This window comes from Lactimicrobium massiliense, from assembly GCF_900343155.1.
Taxonomy (GTDB): domain Bacteria; phylum Bacillota_I; class Bacilli_A; order Erysipelotrichales; family Erysipelotrichaceae; genus Bulleidia; species Bulleidia massiliensis.
Map to the genome: position 1 here is coordinate 48982 of NZ_OUNG01000002.1, position 23989 is coordinate 72970.

At 47.7% G+C, this 23989-nt stretch carries 27 protein-coding genes and 1 pseudogene; 9 read left to right on the plus strand and 19 right to left on the minus strand.

Going from position 1 to position 23989, the window contains the following annotated elements:
- Nucleotides 1–151: 151 nt before the first annotated feature.
- Nucleotides 152–1516 (plus strand): ATP-binding protein, encoded by a 1365-nt coding sequence (locus DHU66_RS03635; protein WP_108774544.1) that lies wholly within the window; start codon nt 152–154, stop codon nt 1514–1516.
- A 183-nt stretch (nt 1517–1699) separates the two neighbouring features.
- Nucleotides 1700–1900: a cold-shock protein gene (locus DHU66_RS03640; protein WP_108774545.1), complete on the plus strand. Its 201-nt coding sequence runs from the start codon at nt 1700–1702 to the stop codon at nt 1898–1900.
- Between the two features lie 71 nt (nt 1901–1971).
- Here the strand turns inward: DHU66_RS03640 and DHU66_RS03645 are convergent, their stop codons facing one another.
- Genes DHU66_RS03645 through DHU66_RS03660 form a run of 4 tightly spaced genes read right to left on the minus strand, consistent with a single transcriptional unit; the run spans nt 1972 to nt 5010 of the window.
- The gene (locus tag DHU66_RS03645; RefSeq protein ID WP_167836240.1) at nt 1972–2259 is read right to left on the minus strand and encodes a winged helix-turn-helix domain-containing protein; all 288 of its coding nucleotides are present in this window, start codon (nt 2257–2259) and stop codon (nt 1972–1974) included.
- A 1-nt stretch (nt 2260) separates the two neighbouring features.
- Entirely contained in the window at nt 2261–3781 is a 1521-nt protein-coding gene (locus tag DHU66_RS03650; RefSeq protein WP_108774547.1) for a hypothetical protein, read from the minus strand.
- The gene (locus DHU66_RS03655) at nt 3774–4658 is read right to left on the minus strand and encodes an ABC transporter ATP-binding protein (protein WP_167836241.1); all 885 of its coding nucleotides are present in this window, start codon (nt 4656–4658) and stop codon (nt 3774–3776) included. Before DHU66_RS03655 ends, DHU66_RS03650 begins: the two co-directional genes overlap by 8 nt.
- Nucleotides 4645–5010 (minus strand): GntR family transcriptional regulator, encoded by a 366-nt coding sequence (locus tag DHU66_RS03660; RefSeq protein WP_108774549.1) that lies wholly within the window; start codon nt 5008–5010, stop codon nt 4645–4647. The genes DHU66_RS03655 and DHU66_RS03660 overlap by 14 nt, the downstream gene beginning before the upstream one ends.
- Before the next feature lie 200 nt (nt 5011–5210).
- Here DHU66_RS03660 and DHU66_RS03665 point away from each other — a divergent pair, with 200 nt between their 5' ends.
- Entirely contained in the window at nt 5211–5669 is a 459-nt protein-coding gene (locus DHU66_RS03665; protein ID WP_108774550.1) for a hypothetical protein, read from the plus strand.
- Between the two features lie 217 nt (nt 5670–5886).
- Here DHU66_RS03665 and DHU66_RS03670 read toward each other — a convergent pair whose 3' ends face one another.
- Complete coding sequence (locus DHU66_RS03670) at nt 5887–7191, minus strand: IS4 family transposase (RefSeq protein ID WP_108773886.1); 1305 nt, start codon at nt 7189–7191, stop codon at nt 5887–5889.
- A 338-nt stretch (nt 7192–7529) separates the two neighbouring features.
- Between DHU66_RS03670 and DHU66_RS03675 the strand changes: the two are divergent.
- Nucleotides 7530–9743: pseudogene (locus DHU66_RS03675) on the plus strand (bifunctional diguanylate cyclase/phosphodiesterase).
- Nucleotides 9744–9773: 30 nt separating this feature from the next.
- Here DHU66_RS03675 and DHU66_RS03685 read toward each other — a convergent pair.
- The 7 genes from DHU66_RS03685 to DHU66_RS12515 form a co-directional block, all read right to left on the minus strand.
- Nucleotides 9774–10268, minus strand: coding sequence for a nitroreductase family protein (locus DHU66_RS03685; protein ID WP_108774553.1), 495 nt, complete (start codon nt 10266–10268; stop codon nt 9774–9776).
- 108 nt (nt 10269–10376) lie between these two features.
- A complete protein-coding gene (locus DHU66_RS03690; RefSeq protein ID WP_108774554.1) occupies nt 10377–10910 on the minus strand; it encodes an HD domain-containing protein in 534 nt (177 codons plus the stop codon).
- Between the two features lie 88 nt (nt 10911–10998).
- Nucleotides 10999–12708: a phosphoenolpyruvate carboxykinase (ATP) gene (locus tag DHU66_RS03695; RefSeq protein WP_108774555.1), complete on the minus strand. Its 1710-nt coding sequence runs from the start codon at nt 12706–12708 to the stop codon at nt 10999–11001.
- A 170-nt stretch (nt 12709–12878) separates the two neighbouring features.
- The gene (locus DHU66_RS03700; RefSeq protein ID WP_108774556.1) at nt 12879–13121 is read right to left on the minus strand and encodes a hypothetical protein; all 243 of its coding nucleotides are present in this window, start codon (nt 13119–13121) and stop codon (nt 12879–12881) included.
- 47 nt (nt 13122–13168) lie between these two features.
- The gene (locus DHU66_RS03705; protein WP_108774557.1) at nt 13169–13372 is read right to left on the minus strand and encodes a hypothetical protein; all 204 of its coding nucleotides are present in this window, start codon (nt 13370–13372) and stop codon (nt 13169–13171) included.
- Between the two features lie 47 nt (nt 13373–13419).
- Entirely contained in the window at nt 13420–14358 is a 939-nt protein-coding gene (locus tag DHU66_RS03710; protein ID WP_108774558.1) for an RpnC/YadD family protein, read from the minus strand.
- A 39-nt stretch (nt 14359–14397) separates the two neighbouring features.
- A complete protein-coding gene (locus DHU66_RS12515; protein ID WP_280952618.1) occupies nt 14398–14523 on the minus strand; it encodes a hypothetical protein in 126 nt (41 codons plus the stop codon).
- A 126-nt stretch (nt 14524–14649) separates the two neighbouring features.
- Between DHU66_RS12515 and DHU66_RS03715 the strand changes: the two genes are divergently transcribed.
- From DHU66_RS03715 to DHU66_RS03730, 4 genes are read left to right on the plus strand one after another with little or no spacing between them, the layout of a single operon-like run.
- Nucleotides 14650–15009 (plus strand): GntR family transcriptional regulator, encoded by a 360-nt coding sequence (locus tag DHU66_RS03715; protein WP_108774559.1) that lies wholly within the window; start codon nt 14650–14652, stop codon nt 15007–15009.
- Entirely contained in the window at nt 15002–15688 is a 687-nt protein-coding gene (locus DHU66_RS03720) for an ABC transporter ATP-binding protein (protein ID WP_108774560.1), read from the plus strand. Before DHU66_RS03715 ends, DHU66_RS03720 begins: the two co-directional genes overlap by 8 nt.
- A 14-nt stretch (nt 15689–15702) precedes the next feature.
- The gene (locus tag DHU66_RS03725) at nt 15703–16428 is read left to right on the plus strand and encodes a hypothetical protein (protein ID WP_108774561.1); all 726 of its coding nucleotides are present in this window, start codon (nt 15703–15705) and stop codon (nt 16426–16428) included.
- Nucleotides 16429–16432: 4 nt separating this feature from the next.
- Nucleotides 16433–16714 (plus strand): winged helix-turn-helix domain-containing protein, encoded by a 282-nt coding sequence (locus DHU66_RS03730; protein WP_108774562.1) that lies wholly within the window; start codon nt 16433–16435, stop codon nt 16712–16714.
- 78 nt (nt 16715–16792) lie between these two features.
- Here DHU66_RS03730 and DHU66_RS03735 read toward each other — a convergent pair whose 3' ends face one another.
- Together DHU66_RS03735 and DHU66_RS03740 are read right to left on the minus strand one after the other, a co-directional pair.
- Nucleotides 16793–17755, minus strand: coding sequence for a ribose-phosphate diphosphokinase (locus DHU66_RS03735; protein ID WP_108774563.1), 963 nt, complete (start codon nt 17753–17755; stop codon nt 16793–16795).
- 80 nt (nt 17756–17835) lie between these two features.
- Nucleotides 17836–18741, minus strand: a complete 906-nt coding sequence (locus DHU66_RS03740; protein ID WP_108774564.1) for a bifunctional UDP-N-acetylglucosamine diphosphorylase/glucosamine-1-phosphate N-acetyltransferase GlmU — start codon at nt 18739–18741, stop codon at nt 17836–17838.
- 95 nt (nt 18742–18836) lie between these two features.
- On the opposite strand from DHU66_RS03740, the gene DHU66_RS03745 reads away from it, so the two are divergent.
- On the plus strand, nt 18837–19652 hold the full coding sequence (locus tag DHU66_RS03745) for a tyrosine-protein phosphatase (protein ID WP_167836242.1): 816 nt from the start codon (nt 18837–18839) through the stop codon (nt 19650–19652).
- Here DHU66_RS03745 and DHU66_RS03750 read toward each other — a convergent pair whose 3' ends face one another.
- The 5 genes from DHU66_RS03750 to mnmE are packed head-to-tail and all read right to left on the minus strand — an operon-like array spanning nt 19653 to nt 23945.
- The gene (locus tag DHU66_RS03750; protein ID WP_108774566.1) at nt 19653–20495 is read right to left on the minus strand and encodes a 4-(cytidine 5'-diphospho)-2-C-methyl-D-erythritol kinase; all 843 of its coding nucleotides are present in this window, start codon (nt 20493–20495) and stop codon (nt 19653–19655) included.
- The gene (gene rsmA / locus DHU66_RS03755) at nt 20492–21334 is read right to left on the minus strand and encodes a 16S rRNA (adenine(1518)-N(6)/adenine(1519)-N(6))-dimethyltransferase RsmA (protein WP_108774567.1); all 843 of its coding nucleotides are present in this window, start codon (nt 21332–21334) and stop codon (nt 20492–20494) included. The genes DHU66_RS03750 and rsmA overlap by 4 nt, the downstream gene beginning before the upstream one ends.
- Nucleotides 21331–21864 (minus strand): ribonuclease M5, encoded by a 534-nt coding sequence (gene rnmV, locus DHU66_RS03760; protein WP_108774568.1) that lies wholly within the window; start codon nt 21862–21864, stop codon nt 21331–21333. The genes rsmA and rnmV overlap by 4 nt, the downstream gene beginning before the upstream one ends.
- A complete protein-coding gene (locus DHU66_RS03765) occupies nt 21857–22624 on the minus strand; it encodes a TatD family hydrolase (protein ID WP_108774569.1) in 768 nt (255 codons plus the stop codon). The genes rnmV and DHU66_RS03765 overlap by 8 nt, the downstream gene beginning before the upstream one ends.
- Nucleotide 22625: 1 nt before the next feature.
- Nucleotides 22626–23945: a tRNA uridine-5-carboxymethylaminomethyl(34) synthesis GTPase MnmE gene (gene mnmE, locus DHU66_RS03770; protein WP_108774570.1), complete on the minus strand. Its 1320-nt coding sequence runs from the start codon at nt 23943–23945 to the stop codon at nt 22626–22628.
- Between the last annotated feature and the right edge of the window lie 44 nt (nt 23946–23989).

A 23989-nucleotide genomic window follows, 5' to 3' on the forward strand; every position in this document is an offset into this window, starting at 1 on the left:
CGAAGATGAAACCATCACGGCAGAATGTGCCTGACAAGATCGTGCTCGTTCATGCATAGCCCGCTTTTCGCAAATCCTGATTTGACTAATCTGAATTTGACAAATTTAGATTTGCTTATTAGACTGATGTTAGCAGAAAGGAGGGGTTACCATGTTCTATTTCCGTGAGCAGGAACTTCTTACACTTCAGAATTTCTGTTCAAACGTATCCAGTAAAGCAATGGCAGTCTATGGCAGACGCAGAACCGGAAAGACAGAATTCATTACGCACTATATGGATCTTCACGCTACAGACCGCATTCTGTATTATCAGTGCACAAGCTATGACTACAATACATGCCTGAAGGACTTTACAAGTATTTTGAAGCTGTATTATTCGGGTGATACCATACTTGATTCTCTGCAGACATTTCGCGATGTTTTTACCTATATTTCCCGGGATCGGAAAGTTGACCTGATTGTCATTGATGAATTTCCGTTTCTCTGCAAGAAGAAAAAAGATACTGTTACAGAATTTCAATGGATCATTGATCATGGCCTGAATGGAATCAAGCTGATTCTGATGGGCTCAAACCGTTCCTTCATGAAACACCAGGTTTCTGACCGCGAATCGCCTCTTTATGGCAGATTTGATGAAATTCTGGAAATCCGCCCCTTTACGTTTGATGAAGTCTGGCAGTTGTTTCCTGACTTTGATGATGCCGTGCAGGTATATGGCGAAACGGGCGGTGTCGCCCAATATGTGATGTTCTTCAAGAATTATCCGTCTGTTGATGAAGCCGTCAGGCATCTCTATTTCAACCGCAATGGCAGGCTGTTTCAGGAGTCTGCAAATTATCTGCTGCAGGAATTCAAAGATCCTACGGTATATGCAAATGTTTTACGTGCCATTGGAAGTGGTGAGAAGGATTCAGGCCAGATTGCTTCAAAATGCGGTCTTGAAAGCAGAGCTGTTTTTGCTTATCTGAAAAAGCTGGAAGAGCTGGAAATTATTGCTGTTGCTGCAAACCCGCTTTCCAGCAAAGACAGAGGTGCAAGATACCGGATCATTGACCGTCTGCTGCGGTTCCATTTCACGTTTGTGGAGCCAAACATTTCCATGATCGCTGCTGTTGGTGAGAGGAGTGCAGATTACATTCTCAAAAATCAGCTTAATGAATATCTTGGCTTTGTATATGAGGAAATCATCCAGGAGAAATGCTTTTCCTATGCCCTAACCGGAAAGATCCCCTTCATGCCGCAGACCGTTGGCAAATGGTGGGGAAATGTCATGGATCAAGGCAGATGGCATGAAAGTGAAGTGGATGTCATCGCCTTTGATACAAGTCATATCATCATCGGTGAATGCAAATACCGTGAAAAGAAAATCGGGCTGAAGGAACTGGAACTGTTGAAAGAAAAATCCAGATATATTCCTGTACAGAACCGGACAGTATATTATCTGCTGGCAAGCCGTGCCGGTTTTACAAAAGATCTTCCGGAAACCAGTGATGTGATTCTGATTGAGAAAGCGTGAATCATCTGTTTCCATGGCATGTTCCGCACATGCCATTCTTCCGCATGAATTTCTACTGAGTTCACCCGCTTTCTTCTTGCGTGAGGGTGGCAAGCGTGCTAATGTACTTTTGTATTCTGAGTATGTACATGAAAATGATAATGCGGGGATACAGATCATATAGATAGGAGATTCAAAAGTATTATGGCAACAGGTAAGGTAAAATGGTTCAACGCTGAAAAGGGCTATGGCTTCATCACAACAGATGACGGCAATGATGTCTTCGTACATTATTCCGCAATTCAGGGTGAAGGCTTCAAGACTCTGGATGAAGGTCAGGCAGTCAGCTTTGATATTACACAGAGTGACCGCGGACCGCAGGCTTCTAACGTCGTCAAGCTCTGAGCTTAGCCAGGGAGATGGCATCTGCCATCTCTTTTTCTATGCAAAAAAGGAAGAGATTTCTCCCTTCCTGTTCAGTATTGATTATAACGATAGCCCTTTCCCCAGAAAGAATCCAGATACATGGGCTGTGAGGGATTGATCTCAATCTTTTCCCGGATATGGCGGATATGCACTGAGATAATTGGTCTGCATTCATACGGTTCCTCATTCCAGGCATTGCGGTAAATCTCCTCGGCCGTAAAGGTCCGGTTTGGGTGAGACATCAGATAGGCAAGAATGCCATACTCATGCGGTGTCAGGTGAGCATTTCTGCCATTGGCACAGACACTCCTTGTTTTGTCATCAAGCAAGATTGACATATTACTTTCCTTCTTTCTGTAAATACGCCTGCAGCGTATATGTATTTTCGCCATCATCCGTCGCAACATTCACTTTCGTAAACTGACTGACCGTCATGAGCTCATCAAGTGTAAGCATGTGATCTTCCGGCAGCGGATAGCGGTGATAATTGGTCATTCTGGTGCTGCCGTCAGCGACAGTGCTGGTATTGTAGATGGCAAGAGCGCTGGATGAGAAATATGCTGTTTTCTCCTGGTATAACGCAGTAATGCTTTCTTCCATGTGCCGGTTGAAAATATCCTGGAAATCTTTGTTGTTCTGCCATTGGTCATATGTCATGACGGCGTCGAAATATACGGAAACATATTCATCAGGTGCACTGACATCACCGAGATCTTTTTTGCTCATATACGCGTCATAGTTGATTTCCACATCGCTGTCTGCAGACAGATTGACAGGATAGATCAGTCCGAAGCCCTTTGTCTTCCAGCCAATTTCTGACAGTGCGCCTGTCAACAGGCATAAGATAGCAAAGATGATAAACAGGCGCGGCCGGATGATGATGCGGCGGCGGTAGATGAAGGAACCTGCTGCATACAGGCACAGCATCACAAGTATAAAGATGAAGGAAGCGGTAAAGCCTTCCTGGTGATAGCTGCTGGAGATCAGCAGCAGGCCAAGAAACAGCATAATATGAATCACAAAGGGATAAGCAAGCGGACTGTCTGACAGTTGTTCTGCACGTTCTGCCTTTCTGCGGACAAGCAGCCTCTGGTTCAGGATGAAGGCAAAGATGCCATAGGCAAGCAGAACTGCTTCTGATATCCAGCTCCATGCATTTATATCAGAAAGGCCAATCATATCCGGATCAATCAGTATGTTTGCATTGGCAGTGCCAAGATAAAGTGGTGACAGCCAGCGCTCAAAGAATGCGCTGCTGTAGAACTGGGCAGAGCCGACCGTCACATCCTGCAGGAAGGTTTTGACGACGAACTGCATAATGAAAGGCAGCAGCGTATAGGCGCCAAGCATCACAACACCATCCAGAATGTTGTTGGCAGTCATGTAGAGCAGACTGTTGAACAGCAGCATGACGCCGGTGAACAGGGCCATGTGGGCTGTCAGGGCAGCCGTCTGTCCCGCCGCATGAATCAGCCCGGGATATGTGAAGATGCCGCACAGCAAACTGACAAGGGCAGATGCGATGAAGCCGCCCATGACAGCAGCGTACATGATGAAGAATTCAGTACGGATCTGCTGTGCACGTGAGATTGGCAGACACAGGAAGAGATCCTCACTGCGCTTGCGGTGCAGATAGCTGAACATGAAGACGGGCAGGATGAAGCAGGAAACAATGGCAATGCCTGCAGAAACACCAAAAGCAGTGTGCAGACTGTCTCTGACAGCCTCTCCCTGGTTCAGATAATAATTACTGCCATCCAGCAGGATGCACGCCGCCGGGATCATGACATACATCACAGCATAGAACAGCCAGCCCGGTTTCCATCTCTTAAACAGATATAACGCATAGTTCTTATTCATGTGCATCACCCCTGCTTTCCATTTCATAGATAAACAGTTCCTCGAAATTCACCTGAAGCACATCCAGCACCAGCGGGTTCATTTCTTCCAGCTTTGCCATCACCTGTTCACGCTCACCTTTGATCACCATCTGACAGACACGACCCTCACTGCTGAAATGCAGCAGATCAAAACCGGCAAAATCAGCTTTTGTCATTGGTTTTGCAAAGGCTGCCTGGTACTTGTTGATCACTGACTTGGAGGCGAGCAGATCACCATACTGCATCATTCTGCCATCTTCCAGAATGCCGAAGGAATCGCAGATATCCTCAAGCTCCTTGAGATTGTGGGAAGAAATGATGACGATCGCATGATCCTCTTCAATCAGTTCTGCCAGTGCTTTTTTGACCGTCAGACGTGCAAGGGGCTCAAGGCCGTCATACGCTTCATCCAGCAGAAGCAGGCGGGGATGGATACAGAAGGCAAACAGCAGCGCAACCCGTCGTTTGTTTCCTTTGGACAGATTCACGATGCCGGCATTCTCATCCAGATGAAACAGAGCAAGATACTTCTGATAGACTGCTTCATTGAAGTCATACATGGTCTGGTACAGCAGTTTTATGGAACGGATGGTAGAACCGATCGGATAGTACTGTTCATCAGAAACAAAGGCAATCTGGCGGCGGACCGCAGGATCCAGACTGACGTCTTCATCCTGAAACAGAATATGGCCTCCATCTGCTTCATATACACCGGCAATCAGCCGCAGCAGCGTACTCTTGCCGGCACCATTGATGCCAACAAGCCCAAAGATGGAACCATCCTGTATCTCCAGGTTCAGATCCTTCAGAACTTCTCTGCAGTCAAATGACTTGGTCAGATTCTCAATTCTCAGCATGTTCGTCCTCCCCATACAGTTCCTTTACAGCATCCAGAATTTCCTGCTTCTGGATTCCCATCTCCTTGAGCGGTGCCAGCACTGCAGCAATTTGATGGCGGTGCGGCTGCTGCACATCCATCCTGGCAACATACACCCCTTTTTTTGGTGCATTGTATACACAGCCTGTCTTTTCCAGCTCACTGTATGCCTTGGCAACCGTATTCGGATTAATCCCATTTTCCTGGGCAAGCTGGCGGACGGAAGGAAGCTTGTCCCCCGGATTCAGCACACCTGCCTGAATAAACCGGATCAGCTGTTTCTGGATCTGTTCATAGATCGGCTCTTTGCTTTGCAGATTAAGCAGAAACATATATCCTCCCTTTCTTCTGTACTGTCTGTATTAAGTGTATTATCTGTACTATCTGTTTGTCAATCAGTCAATCGTAAGACTTCAAATATATTGTTCAAAAATACCAACATACTGCGCACTTTACGCAATCCAGTTCCCCTGATTTTTTTATATAATTTATATGTATGCGCACTGTGTTGATACGGAAGAGGTGAGAGCGCATGGAGATCAATTCCGCACGATCAATCAAAGATTATCTGCGGCTTACCAGAAACAAAGACCTGAAGCAATTCATGAACAGTACACCGATGATGATCGCAGCTGCGGAGAATAATGTCCGCATCAGCTATGTCGTCTCTCTCCTGCTCATTCTGCTTGGTTTCATTGGCTCCGCCGGTCTTTTGATCTATAAAGATGAGGCAGCTTTGTACCCACAGGTGCCAAGCATCCTCGCTTATCTTGCCTTGATCATCTTCAACACTGTCCTGATTTTCTATCTGCTGCATCTCAGTGTAGCCTCCGACCGCAAGTCTGCCATTCACAACCTCAATGTCAGTTATGTCGGTTTTCTGATCAATGCTTTGATCTCCGGCATGACGTTGTTTACAACCCAGACAGGCAGTTCCTTGTTTTTTGAGCTTGTCATCATTATGACACTGGTCACGATCCAATGTCATTAAGATAAGCTCATGAAAGTGATATTGAGATTTTGACCCGTTAAGTTAAGAAGCTGGATGAAGAATAATAATGTTATTCTTCAGGACTCAGCTTCTTTTTTGATCAGCTCTTAGAGGACAATCCAGAGGTTCTCAAAAAGAAGGCATGACGAAAACATCTTTTGAGCAATCTGTCACTTTATCATTGAATCCAAAGGCTGACCTCGTATAATGAAGTTGCTTAGGCAGCTCTATAGAGTGACAGTCTTGCTGGTTGTGACTTTATATTGCGCTTGAACTTTCTTCCTGGTCGTACGGGACTCAGGAAGTTTTTTATTCTGTCTATGAATGCTTTTGTCGTAATAAGCTTCTTCAGGAATAATCGCGCATTCGTAACGGCAGGCTTAAAAGCAATCTGATACGTCCATTTTCTGCCATCCTTTTCTACCGGCACAGCATTGATCAGAAGCTGGGTGTAGTTGTACATGATGAGAGCGGCATAGATTTCCTGTCTTGCGTTTTTCTGCTTGATTGAATTGAAGTAAACCATGTTTGTATCGTATTTCAAGTGGCGGAATGCACCTTCAATCTCCCAGCGCATATGGTAAAGTTCCTTAAGCTCAGTGATGGAAAATTCATCTTTGGGCAGATTCGTAACCAGGCACTCATAAGTACCGTCCGTGATTTTGAAACGGGCGACACGGAAAGTCATATTGTAGAACGGATGATCAAAATCCAGATAACTGAAATTTACGTTTGATGGCAGGAATACGTATTTCTGCTTGTTTTGCTTGATCTCTTTCGTCTGGCTTCTTGTCAATATACGAGTGATATCTCGATCGAATTCTTCATCTGGCAGATCAATGGCAGATAAGATCCCGCTGCTGAATATATCCTTTATACGAATGGCGAAGTGAATGCTGTTTTCAAGCATATAGGCAAGCAGCTCATAGCTTTCGTAGCCGCGGTCAGCAGTAATAATCGTTTTGGCTGGCAGATCATGGGCTTTAAGCATATCAAGCAGAGCGCCTTTCTCATGAGACTTCTGTTTCGTATCTATCATAGCGTCTGTATATACGCGATTCAGAACGTCATACAGAGCATTGAGATGAAGCTGATTGTAGCCCTGGCTGTTCTCATCATTCTTCAGAAATGTCTCTGGATCATCAGGGTTATAAGGGATACGTACATCTGATCCATCACAAGCGAATACACGATAGCCTTTGAAGAATCTGGTTCCAGGAATGTTTTCAGTCATTAAGTGCATTACTCTTTCAAGAGCTTCGGGATCGAGCTTTGAACGCTGCTGGCAGAAAGCCGAAGCAGACGGCGGGACTTTGGAAACAAAGAAATCAGAGAGTTCCTGGTTTAATGCCTTGGCCTGTTTCTGGATAAGGAAGCGAATCAGAATACCAGCGGGCAGTGCACGTATCCGAGTGAAGTCAACACCTGGCTGCGTACAATAGCAGCTTATATTTTGCTCGACCATATCAATGGCCTTGGCTAAAATGTCATCTACGCACTTAACAGAATCAATGGAAATCATAGTGAATTTTTCCTCCTACAATTTCCTTCGGATTGTGTAAAAAAGGCTGATTTTTGGCTGTCAAGTGTTTTTTAGAAAATCATCCAAAAAAATACGGACCTTTTGGCCATCAAAAAAAACGCCTTGTATTCTTACAAAATACAAAGCGTTTCAATCATCAAGCCCTAACTTAATGACATTGGGTCACGATCCTGCCTTTTTACCGCAGCAATCATATCGTGCCGGTCGTGCTGACATCCGCGATCACAATGTTGGCCTGCCTGATTTTCTCAAACGCTCATATTGCCTGGCAGGATGCGTTTGATCTTGGCATTTTCTATTTCATCTGCGTATTTACAATGATTCTGCGCACGATCTGGTTTGCCCAGACGACCTGGCTGCAGTCAGAACTTGCCAAAGCAAACTCCACGCTGACAAAGGAAAACCGCACGGATGTACTGACCGGTCTGAACAGCCGTGCTGCCCTGCGCCAGGACTTCCCCGCTTTTACCGGAGCTTATGTGTGCATGGCAATGATGGACATCGATGATTTCAAACGGGTCAATGATGTCTTTGGCCATATATATGGTGATACTCTGCTGCAGGGAGTTGGTACTGCCATGGCCAAGGATCTGCAGAGTGACAAGATCAAGTGTTACCGCTATGGCGGTGATGAATTCCTGGTTATCAGCCGTAATATCACCCAGGCAGATTTCAAGGCGCAGATGGAACAGTTCCGCAAAGACTTTGCCCGGAAGATGCCGGATGGGACGATGTCTTCGTTCTCGATTGGCATCAGCTACGGCATGCTGAAAAATGAGCGCGATATCCGCTCCTGTCTGCAGCAGGCAGATGACTGTCTGTATGAAGTCAAGGCACAGGGCAAGAATCAGATTGTCAGCCGGGCATTTTCCATTGACTATAACAAGCCGGATGAACATGTGCCAAGCAACGAAAAAGACCGGATTACCGGCCTGCCATCGCTTTCTTCTTTCACCCATGAGGCTCAAGATCTGATCAAAGATAATCCGGAATGGAAGCTGATCTTCTTTGATATCGACCGTTTCCAGAGTCTGAATCAGACGAACAGTTTCAAAACCGGTGATCAGGTACTGACCAGAACCGGCCAGCTGCTGCAGAGAAACTTCCCCGGCGATCTGATCACCCGGAGTGAGAATGACCACTTTCTGGTTCTAACCCAAAGAACAGATGACGCAGCCAGAATCGAAAAGGTGCAGCAGGGTATTTCCCGTTATCTGCCGCACAATTACATCTTCCTGCGTGCTGGTGTTTACCTGCATCACAAAGACCGCGGCACGAGCGATCTTCGCGCATGTATCGATATGGCCCATGCGGCGTGTGATACCCTGCGTCAGCAGACGGTGAATTCCATCCGTGTGTTTGATGATGAGCTGTTTCAGAGCACGCAGAAGGAAACCTTCGTGCTCTCCAAGTTCAACGAAGCTATTTCTCGTGGTGATTTCATCCCGTACTTTCAGCCGATTGTCGGCGGTGCATCCGGCAAGACATGCGGCTTTGAGGTGCTGGCACGCTGGAATGATCCTGAACGCGGCATCATCTCACCTGGTAATTTCATGCCGGTGCTGGAAAAGTCACATGATGCCTATCGGCTTGACTTCTATATGCTGGAGAAAGGCTGCCAGCTGCTGGCAGATATGAATGAAGACCGCCGTGAGAATCTATTCTTCTCTTTCAATCTGTCACGAACGGACTTTGATGTATGTGATGTACCGGCAAGACTGAGCCGGATTGTTTCAAAGTATGAGATTCCTCACAATGCCCTGCGTATTGAGATCACAGAATCTGCGATCATTGAAAGCCCCAAGATCCAGAATGCCATCCGTGCCATGCAGAAGGAAGGCTATCAGATCTGACTGGATGATTTTGGCACCGGCATGTCTTCCCTGAGTGCTCTGAAAGATTACAAGGTAGATGGCGTCAAGCTGGATATGGAGTTTATGCGCAGCTTCCATGAGAATGCGCGTTCTTCCATCATTATCCGGGCTCTGATTGAGATGTCGCATTCGATGAGGACGGAAGTGGTTGTTGAAGGTGTAGAAAGCAGAGAACAGCTGACCTTTGTCCGTCTGTGCGGCGTCAATTATATTCAGGGTTTCTATTATGCTAGTCCGATGCCATGGGAGGAACTGATCAAGAGTACGTTCTGGACAAACTATGTACATATGGATCAGCTTCCTTATTATCAGAAAGCCAATTCCTCCTATTATTCTCAGGCAGGTCACTATCTCACCATTGGCAAGATCATTCCTGAAATTGTGCTGGAAGTATCCAATTCTAGTATTACCATGCTGCGGCTGTCAGATGCCATGGAGAAATTCATGGGCAAACACAGCAATATCCTGCAGAAGCCTTTATGTCAGCAGGTGCTCAGGAAAGCTGCCAGATCCAACATTCCGGTATGGCAGGCCGGCCAGATTGACAATGATACCTATCTGGTGCTGGCCATGCGGCTTGGGACATCGCCAGATAACAGCAAGGCAATCTGCCAGATGGGAATCTATCATAACCAGACATCCGATAAAGAGAACTGAAAAAGGAAGACCTCGCATCTTCCTTTTAGTTTACTGCCAGTGAATTCTGCTTTCTTCAAAGCGATCCTGCTGTTTCTTCTCCTCCGCCGGCCAGCCAACCGGAAACAAGGAGAACGGCACAAGTGTATCCGGCAGATCCAATATCTTTCTGACTGCATCCATGCGGTCCTGTACAGGTGCAATGGCAAGCCAGACACCGCCCAGTCCCAGCGCATCTGTCATGATCCACATGTTTTCCTGGGCAATTGCCAGATCAATCTGGGCGAATTCAGGAAAGCGCAGCCCATCTGTGCGGTACACAGGTACGATCACTGCCGGTGCACCGGCTGCACAGCCGGCATAGGGGCTTGCCTTGGCAAGCTGCGCAATCATATCCTTATCCGTAACAACATAAAACTCCCAGGGCTGCTGATTGCCGGCACTTGGTGCCTGCATGCCTGCCCGCAGGATTTCTGTGATATCCTCTTTTCTGACAGGTTTATCCTGATATTTCCGGATACTGACACGGTGAAACAGATTTTCCATAGTATGACCTCCTGTTATCAGGATAGTAGAGATATCCTCAAAATGCATGCAGAAAGATGCAGAATTCAAAACCAGATTATGACATAAAAAGCAGAGATTGTTCTCTGCTCATTCCATAATCATCTTGTAGGCCTTGGCGACATAGTAAGGTACCTGCAGGGCACCGTGGCTGCAGAATTCCAGCGTAGCACAGTACTTGTCGGCAATGGTGATAATCATGCCTTCTTTTGTCTTTGGCCTGGATGTTCCGTTTGGCCACATGTGGTGGACAATGCAGTCTTTCTCAATATCGTTGAGCTTGAAGTACTTCTCTGCATTCATCAGTGCAATGCGCGGATGTACAGCGCAGTGCCTGCCGGGGAGTGGTGTTCCCTTATGCCAGTCATACAGGTAGAAGTCATGCAGCATGGCTCCTCTGGCACAGCTGCGGTAATCAAGTCCTGCTTTTCTGGCCATCAGGTAGGAATACCACGCCACATTCAGACAGTGCTGATAGCGTGAAGTCGCATGATGCTGGCGGCAGTGCATCAGTTCTCTGTACTCCTTTACTGTCGTAATATCTGCGACTGTCTCTATAAACGTCAAAGCTTTTTCGTCATCTTCATCACAGAAGGTGCGTCTTGATCCCAATACTCTTGTCATCGAGATGTAGAATAGTCACTTTGTATTCTGAATTCAAGTCAAATGATGACAAGTTTTCCCATGCTTTTTGTAAAAACCAGGTTTCTGCTTATTTATCGTTGTTGATGACGAAATCCAGCAGTGCCTGGGCACCTTTGTCAATGCCATGGTCTCCTTTGTCAGGCAGGCCGAGGCATGTGTAAACTTCGCCAACCGGAATGCCTTTTTCAAATAGTGCCGCAAATATCTTGTCGATCAGGGGCTTGCAGATGTCCTGTTCCTGCATTGGTCCAAACGGATTGGCAAAGAAGGTTGTGGACAGGCCTTTTTCCTGGGTTGTGCCAAGAGCGAAGCGCTTACCCTGAATGAAGACATTCTTGGCTTCTTCTTCATTGGCAAATACATGCATGCCGCGTTTGTCATCATAGTTGTTGGCATAGACAAAGCAGTCAATCGGATGGTTCTTTATGACAACCTTATACGGTGCAGCAGGCATGACAACCCGGGCATTCTTTTTGTCCGGGTTGAAGAAGATAGAACGGTCAAGGTCCTTATAGGCAGTGCCTTTATCAAGGTCATCCAGGCGGACAAAGGCACCGATCTCTGTACCCTGTGCCCAGAGATTTCCATCTTCATCCATGTGGATTGTGCCCATGTCATCAAAGACCGTTTCCTGATGGTCGATCTGATCACTGGCAAGATTGCTTAATGCTTCGATGGTTTCACTCTTGCCGGCTCCGGAATCACCCATGAACATCAGGCCTTTCTTTCTGCCATCTTTGAGATAGAGGTTGACCATCGCCCCATGAATTGGCAGCCAGCCGCGTTCCATCATGGCAAGGTTGTGAAGGGTCAGGATGCTCTTCTTGGTATAGCCGAAGTAGTCAATCTCCGGGGAAGCACTTGTCTTGCCGATCCACATGTGATTGTCAGTGTCATGATAATAGACCGTGTCTTTGGTGCCGTCGGGATTGCCAAAGAAGAGTATCGCATCTGGCTTTCTGCCGCGGCAGTCTTCTTCTCTGGCCAGTTGAAACAGACCGGAGGTGGCGACACAGGAGCTCATTTCATCTTTGTGGAAATACACAAAGATCAGGACTTCACCAACAAGTGCCGGGAAGCAGAACCAGTCATCATCACCCTTTTTAAAATCCAGGACAGGATTGTGATCCGATGGTGCAAAGGTGTTGGTGCGCTTGTTGGACTTGGTATGAATGATCAATGGTGTACGGACCATGATTGTATGCACAAAGTCAATATCCGCAAGTTCCTGATATTCCTTCGGGCATTTCCAGGCATATTTCTGCATGAGCAAAGAGGCATTGGTGCCTGCCTGAATCTGACGGTAGACATTATCCGCACGGCCGGTGATTTTGGCTTCAACAGTACGGAAGAAATTGCGGGCAACCTCATTGATCTGGTTGTCCACGTTCATAAAGGAATTGGTCTGATAGGAATCTGCTCTCTGGGCATAGAGCACACTGAAACGCTGCAGACTGTTCCAATAGCGGTATCCTTCCTCAATCACATCCTGCATTGTCTCAGGCAGCTGAAGATACGGCATATCCACCTTGTTCATGTTCATTAACAAAAGAACATGGAGAACATTCTTCAGGTCTTCTTTTACTTTTTTCCGCTCATCCGTGTTCTTGTATAAAAAAACACGCAGATCACCGCGGTGGCTGTCCAGATACGTCAGATAATGATCCAGAAACTCATTGAATACCTGAGAATCCAGCAGCTGTGATGTTGAGGTGACAAACTCGGCAGAATAGTTCAGAATCACCTCATGATCATGAAAATAGCATGGTTCCTTCATAAATAACCTCCAATGTCAACAATGAATCTGTCCCCTTTGCCCTAATGATGACTGATTTCCAATTTTCTTTCAAGACTTCAAGAATTCTTTCACGATTCTTTCATACATTTTGTAATTTTTGTATTGACAGTCAAAAGAAAAGCTACCATTTCTGGCAGCACCCATCTGATTCATGATTGATCGGATCCATTCTCTGGATGGTTCCTCAACTGCTGGACTTCTTCAAGACTTAAACCTGCAATCTTTGCAATCTTTTCATCAGGAAGAATGCCATCTTTCATCATTTTTTCTGCAATATTGACTGCATACTTTCTTACTTCTTCCTGATACGCCTGCTGATACGCTTGCCGATACGCCTGCCGATACCCAGTCTGATAGCCTTTTTCATAGACCCAGTCGCTGTAATCACACATATTTCTCAGCTCCTTTCTGAGTTCATTGGAGAGGGATGCTCCTGTTATCAGTTAAGCTGCTTCTTGCGGAGCTGACGGACTTCTGCAGGAGAGATACCGGATATCTGGGCAATTGTTTCATCCGAAAAGCCACCCATTTGAAGCATATTCATTGCCGCCTGAAGACTATGCTCTCTTATGCCTTCACGCTTGCCTTCCATCTTACCTTTCCTGATACCGTTCTCATAAATCAGATCACTGTAGTTGCACATATCTCTCAGCTCCTTTCTGAATTCATTGGAGAAGGATGCTCCTGTTATCAGTTAAGCTTCTTCTTGCGGAGCTGACGAACTTCTGCAGGAGAAATACCAGATATCTGGGCAATTGTTTCATCCGAAAAGCCACCCATCTGGAGCATATTCCTTGCGGCCTGAAGACTATGCTCTCTTATGCCTTCAAGCTTGCCTTCCATCTTGCCTTTCCTGATACCGTTCTCATAAATCAGGTCACTGTAGTTGCACATATCTCTCAGCTCCTTTCTGAATTCATTATGATCGATGATGCCGAATTGTGCCAGCCTTTTCATCTTCTCTTCTGCGCTGCAGGTTTCTTTGAAGATGATATGCAGCACATGGAGAAGATCATTGTCACCAGTATACGGTTCATTGCCGACCATGATTTCAATGATCGTGGATGGGAAGTTATCCGTTCTTTGCTGTCCTGATCCCGCCATGATTCTGCGTTCTCTCTGGCATCTGATGATGGTATTGCTGTATTTCTTTGGCACATTCAGGTACAGCCAGATGCCAATCGCATGATGAATCTTTCCATACTCCTGTCTGGCCAGTGAAAAGATGCTTTCCGCCTGTGCAGAAATCTGTCTTGCCAGATAGAATTCTTCCCGGCAGGCAGGTGGATATTTCAGATGGAAATTCTTCTGGATCTCGACATTGACAGTGATTGTTTTATTGGATTGTAGCTGCGTATCAAACAGCAGGTCAAAGACAATTCTGCCTTCCGACGGGATAAAGTTTTCCTGTTGTTTCACGCTGATTCGATTGGTATAGCCAGGGTCTACAGGCACCTTGGAGACCAACATATTTCTGATGGTTATTTCTACCTGCTGGGGAAACAGATCTGGTACTGCATTTTTCAGCAGAACTCTGATGATCTGATCGTCTGCCATGATCTTCTTGGCATACAGATCCAACTGTTCTTTCTGATAGGCAAGGTTAATGGCATTGTTGATTGGCATCATTGTTTTTCTCCTGCTTCTCTGTTCTGTAAAGAATATCTTTTACGGTCTGCTCATCCAGAATCCGGGTGAGCCCAAAGCATTTTCTGCCAGCATCTTTGATGCCTGGATATTCTGCAGTCTGCCCAGTTGTCCTTTATCCTGCCGGTTTGCATACTGTTCTGACATATCTGTTCCCTGCTTCCTTATAGCCAGAAAAGCCATGTTTTCCCTGTTGGAAAAGAAATTTGTTTCTTTTACTTGCATTTATCGTCACGGTGTACTAATCTACTAGTGCACTAGTGAGGAAGACATATGAAGTATGACACGAGTATGCCGATCTATCTGCAGGTTGTACATCAGATTGAGAAAGAGATTGCCTCTGGCAAGCGCAAGCCAGGTGAAAAGATGCCTTCAACGCGTGATCTTGCCATTGCATTTCAGATCAATCCGAATACTGCTTCGCGGGTATATCAGGTATTGGAGAGTGAACACATCTGTATGACCAGGCGCGGACTTGGCACATTTGTCAGCGAGGATGCGGACATGGTGAAAAACATCCGCAATCAGATGGCAAGAGAGTCTGTTGACAGTCTGATCAGCAGTTTGAAAGAGCTTGGCTACAGTGAAGAAGAAATGATCCAGATGATCAGGGAGAATTGGAAAGATGCTTGAAACAAATCATGTTACGAAGAAATTTCTGAATACGACGGCACTGGATGATGTGTCGTTTACGATTGCACCAGGAAAGATTTATGCCCTGCTTGGCCCCAATGGATCCGGCAAGACGACCTGGATGAAGATTGCGGCTGGTTTAAGCAAGCCGACATCCGGTGAAGTGCTGTATGAAGACGAACCGGTGGGTGTGAAAAGCCGGAAGTACATTGCCTATATGAGCACGGAATCCTACTTCTATGACTGGATGAGCGTGCAGGATGTACGGTCCTGGTTTGCCGACTTCTTTGATGATTTTGATCCATCGCGCTTTGATAATCTTTTAGAGAAAATGCAGCTGCCTGCTGACAAAAAGCTGAAGAATCTGTCTTCTGGCATGCTGGCAAAGCTGAAAACAGCCGGCGTGCTGTCCCGCCATGCCAAAGTGTATCTGCTGGATGAGCCGCTCAACGGCATTGATCTGTTATCACGTGATGCCATCATGAACACGATTATTTCTGCTGCCCAGCCGGATACAGCCATTGTCATCTCCAGCCACCTGGTGGAAGAGCTGGAACAGTATGTGACAGATGCGATCTTTATTCACAACGGTCATCTGATCAAGACGGTTGATACGGAAGATGTCCGCAGTGAGGATCATGATTCTCTAGCTGATCTGTATCGTGAAATCATGAAGTAAGAAGGAGAAAAAACATGGGAAAACTGTTGAAATATGAATTCCGTAAAACGCGGAATCTGAAGCTGATCATTATTGTCATTGCCTGTTTGTTTGAGGCATTGTTTCTGGTTGGTCTGCTCCATGGCAATCCGGTGAAATATGACATGAGCAGATCCTTGATCTTTGGCTCTATGGGGCTTGTCTTTACGACTGCCCTTGGCCTGATGATCATTGCCATCTACTCCACAATGATTCTGTACAAGGATCTCAATACCAAGCAGAGCTATATGCTGTTTCTGACACCTCACTCCTCCTGGGAGATCCTGGGTGCCAAAGTGATTGAAAACACGGTATCTTTCTTTGTCATGATTGCCTTCTTTGCCTTGCTGGCCATCATTGACCTCAAAGCAGCCGGCACCATCAGCCCGGATATCACGATCCGTGCCTTCCTGTCTGCGTTTGATCTGGACAGTTTACGCGTGCTTGATATTGTCAGATTCTGCGTTATCAGCCTGCTGGAACTGCTCTCCTTCACCCTTGCTGCATTCTCTGCCGTCATTATTCAGGCCACGCTGTTCAATGGCAAAAAGTACGGCGGCTGGCTGGCCTTCCTGCTGTTCATTGTCCTTGCCTGCCTGAATGCATGGATGACCAGCAGAGTTGATACAAGCTATGCGGCCACTACCCTGTTATCTCTTGTCTGGGTGCTTGGTCTGTATGGTCTTGACGGATGGCTGATGCAGGACAAACTATCGGTATAAGCCTATGATCTTTCTGAATATCAAAAAGCACAGTGTCTCTGCCAATGGCAGAAACAGCCATCTGACTCCCAAGGAGTTTCAGATTCTGCACTTCCTGATGGCTCATCCTGACCGCACGTTCTCTCCCGAAGAGATTTACCGTCATGCCTGGCAGGAAGAGCCGTTTGAAGTCAGGCCGATCATCTCTGTGCACATCCGCCACATTCGTGAAAAGATTGAAGTGAATCCATCTCATCCAGTCCATGTCAATTATGATATGGGCATGGGTTATCGATTTACAGCCTGAGGAAGTCTTTGCGGCTTCCTTTTTTGTATGAAAAAGCCAGTGTTTCCACTGGCTGTATGTGTAACTTTTGTTATGTCCTCAGTCCTTGAACAGATCGTAGACATCAGATACCGGTGTATGGTTCTGAATGGAATCAATCGTCCTGGCGATCATGTCTGCGACGGACAGAACGTGGATCTTGGTCGTTCTTGCCTTCTGTTCCTCACTCATCGGAATGGTATCGGTGATGACCATTTCCTTGATCGGAGAATTCTCGATCTTTTCAATCGCATCTCTGGAGAAGACACCATGTGTGATGCCGGTATAGATTTCAGAAGCACCATGGTCCTTCAGGATCTGGCATCCTGCAACAAGAGATCCGGCTGTATCGCAGATATCATCGACAACGATGCAGATCTTGCCATTCACATCACCAATGACATTCTGTGCTTCGACCATGTTCGGCTTCGGACGGCGCTTATCAATGATCGCAATCGGTGCATCCAGAATATCGGCCAGTCTTCTTGCTCTGGTGACGCCGCCGTGGTCAGGTGATACAACGACCAGCTTGTCAGACGGCAGGTTCTTCTCCTTGAAATACTGACCAAGCATCGGTACAGCGGTCAGATCATCAATCGGAATATCGAAGAAGCCCTGAATCTGGGTTGCGTGCAGGTCAAATACGACAACACGGTCAGCACCAGCTACCTGCAGAAGATCTGCAACAAGCTTTGCTGTGATCGGCTGGCGGGGCTTTGCCTTGCGGTCCTGGCGGGCATAGCCATAATACGGCATGATGACATTGATCTCACCGGCAGAAGCACGCTTGCAGGCATCAATGCATACAAGCACCTCCATCAGTCTCTCCGTTACCGGATTGCATGTACTCTGGACAATGAAGACAGATCTTCCACGGACAGATTCCTGCGGTTCTACAAGAATCTCACCATCAGCGAAATGTTCCACCTTGATTTTGCCAAGCGGCAGGCCAAGATCCCGGCATACATGCGCAGCGAGATCAGTGCTGGAAGTAAGTGCGAAAATGACAGTTTCCTTTACCATACTGGTTCCCTTCTATATCCTCACAAACAGGTTATATTATAAGCGCGAAACCGCTTTATGAACAGGTTAGAATCCCAATCTTACAGGCCAATCTTTCCGTTTGTCAGCACCGTACCCGGTGCTACGACAGTTCCATCCGCAATCTTCGTATCACCAAACAGGCACGTATTGGGATAGATGACGACATCATGGCCGATTGACACATGCGGACCGATGTAGGTGTTCTTTGGATCGACAATTGTCACGCCGGCCTGCATATGGGCCAGGTTGATGCGCTGCTGCAGATAGTAACTGGATGCGGCCAGGGCCGGATTGTCATTGATGCCGGATACTTCCTGCCAGTCATCACAGGCAACGGCTGTTACTTTCTTTCCCATCTTCTGCAGAATCTCCACAAGATCGGTCAGATAGTACTCATGCTGGGCATTGTTGTTGTCCAGATGAGACAGTCCTGCAAACAAAGACTGTGTATCAAAGGCATAGATGCCGGTGTTGACCTCCCTGACCTTTTTTTCCTCTTCATCCGCATCCTTGAACTCCACAATCTTCTTCACACTGCCATCTGCGTTCCGGATCACTCTGCCATAGGCACCATTGTCATCCGGAACAGCCGTCAATACGGCCATCTGGGCATCTTTGAGCGCTTCATACATGTGGGCATACGTTTCCGGCCGTACACACGGACAGTCACCGGATGCCACCAATGTGATACCCTCTTCCTTTTCAAGCTGATGAGCCTGCATGACCGCATGGCCGGTGCCAAGCTGCGGTTCCTGCACGGCAAATTCACATCTGCCTGCCATGGCTTTTTCGACTTCTTCATGGTGATAGCCGACAATGGTCACAATCCGCTGTGCCCCGGCAGCCTGCAGGCTGTCAATAACCAGTCCCAGCATCGGTTCATGCAGGATTTCATGCAGAACCTTGGGCTTGTCTGACTTCATGCGGGTGCCTTTGCCCCCGGCCATGATAATTGCATTCTTCATATTCATCCTCCGCTAGTTGCAAGTCTATTATACCGCTGGCAATTGCCATCCCAACCGGTGGCGGATGATGTATCATGAAAGCGGAGGACTTTTTTATGGACTATGAATCCGTCACGGCCATGCCCCATGCCCTGGGGCTTGCCCATGTCGACAATGACCGCCAGCTGGGCGGCTATGTAAACAAAGTGGGCAGAAAGATCCGCATGGACCGTCTTCTGCGCACCGCCAATCTGCATAATCTGCAGGATGATGACATTGCCTTACTGACTGACAAATATCATGTCAAAACGATCATTGACTTCCGCACCCGCCTGGAAGCTGCTGCCAAGCCGGATGTTTCCATTCCCGGCACAGACTATGTCTGGATTTCGGTCAATCCAGAGGTGTCTGAAGATAAAAATCCGGTTGTGCATGCCAATGATGATGAACTGTCCATGGTCATGGAGATGGTCAAGATGCCGTTTGATCTGTATGGCTTCTATATTGAGATCATCAAGACGTTCCGTGCCCAGCAGGGATACCGCAAGTTCTTTGACTATCTGCTGTCCAATCCGGATGGCTGTTCTGTGCTGTGGCACTGCAATGCCGGCAAGGACCGTACTGGCATTGCGGCTGTCTTCCTGATGTCTGTACTGGACTTTGACAGAGAAACCATGATGGAAGACTATCTGCTTACCAATGAGTTCCGGGCAGACCGGATTGAGTCGATGCTGGAAAAGGCACGTGAGCTCACTGATGATGAGCGCATCATGACCGGCATCCGGTGCATGTTTGGCGTCATGCCGGAGACCATGGAACAGATGATGGACTGGTGTGACCGTGAATATGGTTCTGTAAAGGAATTTGTGCAGAAAAAAATCAATCTCAGCGATGATGAGATTGATCGGCTGAAAGCCATGTATCTGGAATGATCAGCGGGTAAGAATCCGCGTTCTTCTGACAAAATATTTGCGCTCATACAGCAGCTGGCTGGCTTTTTCCAGAAGATCATGATCTCTGGTGATGCCAAAGACTGTGCTGCCTGAGCCTGACATCAATACGCCATCGAAGCCCAGCGCATGCAGGGCTTCTTTTACGCTGCGAATCTCGGGCACAAGCTGTACAGCCGCATCCTCCAGGGAATTGCCAAGCGATGAAATCACACCCTGATAATCATTTTCAATCAATGCCCTGCACATGGCCATGCAGTCAGGATGGATGGGATCTGTCTTGTCACTGAGAGCAAAGGCCTCCTTGGTGGAGACACCGCGCTTGGGCTTGACCAGCAGGATTTCAAAGTCAGGATGGCATACAAATGGCTGCAGGATCTCGCCGATGCCCCGAACAAAGGCCGGCTGATTCAACAGGCAGAACGGTACATCGGCACCGACCTCCTTGCCCACTTCAATCATGTCATCTCTGCTCATCTGCAGGTTTAACATGCGGTTCATCATGCGGATGGCGGCCGCCGCATCGGCACTGCCCCCGGCCAGACCTGCCCGGGTTGGAATATGCTTGTTCAGTGTGCAGGCAAAGTTTTCCGTAAAGCCATAGCGGTCACGCATGACCCGGATTGCCTTAATCACCGTATTTTTCTCATTGACCGGCAGAAAGCTGCGGTTGTTGGACAGGGTTGTTTCCGGGGCAATATCCATTTCCAGCACATCATAGAAGTCAATCGGCACCATGATCATCTCCAGATCATGATAGCCGTCTGCTCTTGTGTCTTTGATATTCAGGCACAGATTGATTTTGGCATAAGCACGTTCTCTCATAATGTATCGTACAGCTTTCTTAACTCCTCTTTGCTCAGTTCCTGCGCTCTGGTGCGGGGATCAATGCCTGCCCTTTCAAGGACAGCAAGTGCCTGATCTCCTGAGCCAAGATAGTCTCTGAGATTATTGTAAACCGTCTTTCTTCTCTGGCGGAAGCAGGCTTTGACAAAGGTGAAGAATTTCTGCAGATCTTCTGGATCAACAGTTTCCGACCGGCGGGCAAACTGAATGATCACACTGTCCACATTCGGACTGGGATTGAAGGATCTGGCCGGCACATTGAACAGCTTTCTGACATCATACAGTGTCTGCGCCTCCACACTCAGGGCACCATACTCCTGGGTATTGACACCAGCCGCAAAGCGTTCTCCAACTTCCTTCTGCACCATGACCGTAATATAGGGAATCTCAGGTGCTTCCTCAAACAAACGGAACAGGACGGGTGTGGTGATGTAGTAAGGCAGATTGGCACACACGGAAACACTGCCGTACTGTTCCCTGAGTTCCTGCACTTTTGTCTTGATATCACAGGTCAGAAAGTCCTGCCAGATGATTTCGATATTGTCATAGGGTGACAATGTATCTGCCAGGACCGGTTTCAGATCTTCGTCGACTTCATAGGCGGTGACATGTTTCGCCACGCGGGCAAGCTGCTCGGTCAATGAGCCGATGCCTGGTCCGATTTCAATGACGGCATCTTCGGCATGAGCCTGCTGGGCACAGCGCTCCACAAGCATCGGATCCACCAGGAAATTCTGACCATAGCCCTTCTTTGCATGCAGGCCATAATCTGCCAGGATTTGTTTTGTCCGGGATGGTGTTGCAATCCACTTTGTCATTTCAGTGCCTCCTGGAGTTCTTCTTTACTGATGCCAAGCGCATTCAGCCTGCTCAGCATGGTCTTTGCATTGCCATTGCCAAGATGATAGAGCTGTGCGATCTTCTCACGCTTTTCCCCACTGTCAGGACGTCCTGACAGGCCCAGTGCATACATATCCTGCATCGTCAGATGACTCTCTTCCGTAAATGTAATCAGATTGTCCAGTGCATCCTGGATCGTTTTGTCATCCGCATGCTCAACGCCTACTTTATGTGTCGTATGGGCATGCGCTTTATCCACAAAGGCATTCATACAGCCAGGCACGGCATCATTGACTGCCTTGCGGATGCGGTTGCCAGGAGAATCCGGATCCGTCATGACAATCACACCGCGGGTTCTGGCAGCCCGCTTGATCAAACGCAGCGTCCAGTCAGAAAGACACGTACCATGGGTTTCCACCGTATCGCAGTCATACAGCTGTTTCAGCCTTGCCGTATCATGGTGTCCTTCCACTACAATCAGTTCTTTGATCCGTTTCTTCTCAGCCATGGAGATACCTTTCATAGTTAGCCATCACAACATCTGCCATGTGTTCCACACTTTCATTGCGCACAGATGCCATCCTGGCAAGAATATAGGGAATGTTGGCCGGCTCATTGCGGGTGCCGCGCACTGGTTCCGGTGCCATGTACGGACAGTCGGTCTCTGTTAGCAGCCACTTTTCATCTACCGTTTCCACAACTTCAACCGAATGCCGGGCATTCTTGAATGTCAGTGCCCCGCCCAGCGCAAGAAAGAAGCCGAGCTTTGTGAATTCCTTTGCCATTTCCCTGGTGCCACAGAAGCAGTGCAGCAGGCCTCTTGGATGGACCTGTTTCATCAGGTCATAGGTATCCTGCATGGCATCGCGGGCATGGACTGCCACCGGCTTGTTCAGTGCTTTGGCAAGTTCCATCTGTTTGACAAACAGATCTCTCTGCAATTGCCGGATGCCTGGATCCTTGACCCAGTGGTATTCCAAACCCATTTCACCAAGTACGCTGACCTGGGGCAGGGCGGCGTCTTTTTCAAACTGGGCATAGTCGGCATCCGTGATCTTGTCAGCGTCTTCGGGGAAGATGGCCGCCGCGACCTGATAGTGTTCAGGATCTTTGCCAGCAAAGGCGATGGCCTGCATCGTCTCTTCATGTTTCAGCGTGATGATCAGTGTCCTGGTGATGCCGGCATTTTCAGCACGCCTGACAACATCATGAAAATCATCGTGAAATGCCTCATCAAACAGATGGGCATGTGTATCAACATACTGCATATTACTTACCGAGGCAGAACCGGCTGAATATTTCATCCAGCAGATCTTCCCTGCCTGCCTTTCCTGTCATTTCTCTTAAGTCTGTCCATGCCTTCTGCAGGTCGATGGTCACAAGATCCAGCTCCATGCCAGCTTCCAAAGAGGCAATGGCATCCTGCACAGAATTGCGGGCGGCAATGGCCAGACCGATCTGCCTTTCGTTATTCAAGGTATCAGACTGTGCTGCCAGCAGCTCTTTCTCATACTTTGTCTCAATGGCATCTTTCAATGCCTGCACGTCGCCCCTGCCGGCACAGATACAAAGCTTGCCCGGCACTTCCTGCAGATCTTTCTTGTTATAGACGACAATTCTGCTTTTATCTTTTGTCATCGCCAGCAGCTTTTCATCTTCTGCGTCCTGGCGGGAGGCATCAATGACCACGATGACAAGCTGTGCCTTGTGCAGTGCATCCATGGTCTTGGCCATGCCGATCTGTTCAATCTTGTTGGATGAATCATGCAGGCCGGCCGTATCAATCAGGTTCAGTGTGATATTGCCGACCCGCACACTGCCTTCCACAAGATCCCGGGTTGTACCGGCCACATCCGTCACAATTGCCTTGTCTTCTTCCAGCAGGGCATTCAAAAGAGAGGACTTGCCAACATTCGGCTTGCCAAGGATCACAGTATCAATACCTTCTTTGATCAGCACCGCATCCTGGGCTGTCTCAATGATCTGATCAATCTGCTTCACCCACTGCTTTGCCTTGGGCAGGATTTCCTCTTCGGTCAGCTGGTGGACATCATCATATTCAGGATAGTCGATGTTGACTTCGATGTTGGAGATGATCTGGGTCAGATCTTCTTCCAGCGGCGCCAGCAGTTTTTGAACGGATCCCTTGATGGCATGGACCGCACTTCTGGCATTGACTTTGTCACGGGAGCGGATCAGATCATTGACCGCTTCGGCCTGGGTGAGATCCATTTTGCCATTGAGAAAGGCACGTTCCGTAAATTCACCGCGTCTTGCCATGCGCACGCCAGTGCCTAATACGATGGAAAGAATACGACGGGTGATATACATACCGCCATGGCATGACAGCTCCACCACATCTTCACCCGTATAGGACTTTGGTGCCCGGAACAAAGAGACAAGCACTTCATCCACGGGTTCTTTGCCATCATAGACCGTCGCAAAGTGGATGGTATAGCCAGCCGCATGGGAATAGTCTTTGTGTGTGATCTTTTCCGCAGCGGATATCGCATTTTCACCCGAGATGCGAATCATCGAAACGGCCCCCATGGCATTGGCAGTCGCAATCGCCGCAATTGTATCTTCCATGTCTGTCTCCCTTCATTTCCTTATTAGTATACCTTCCCTTTCTT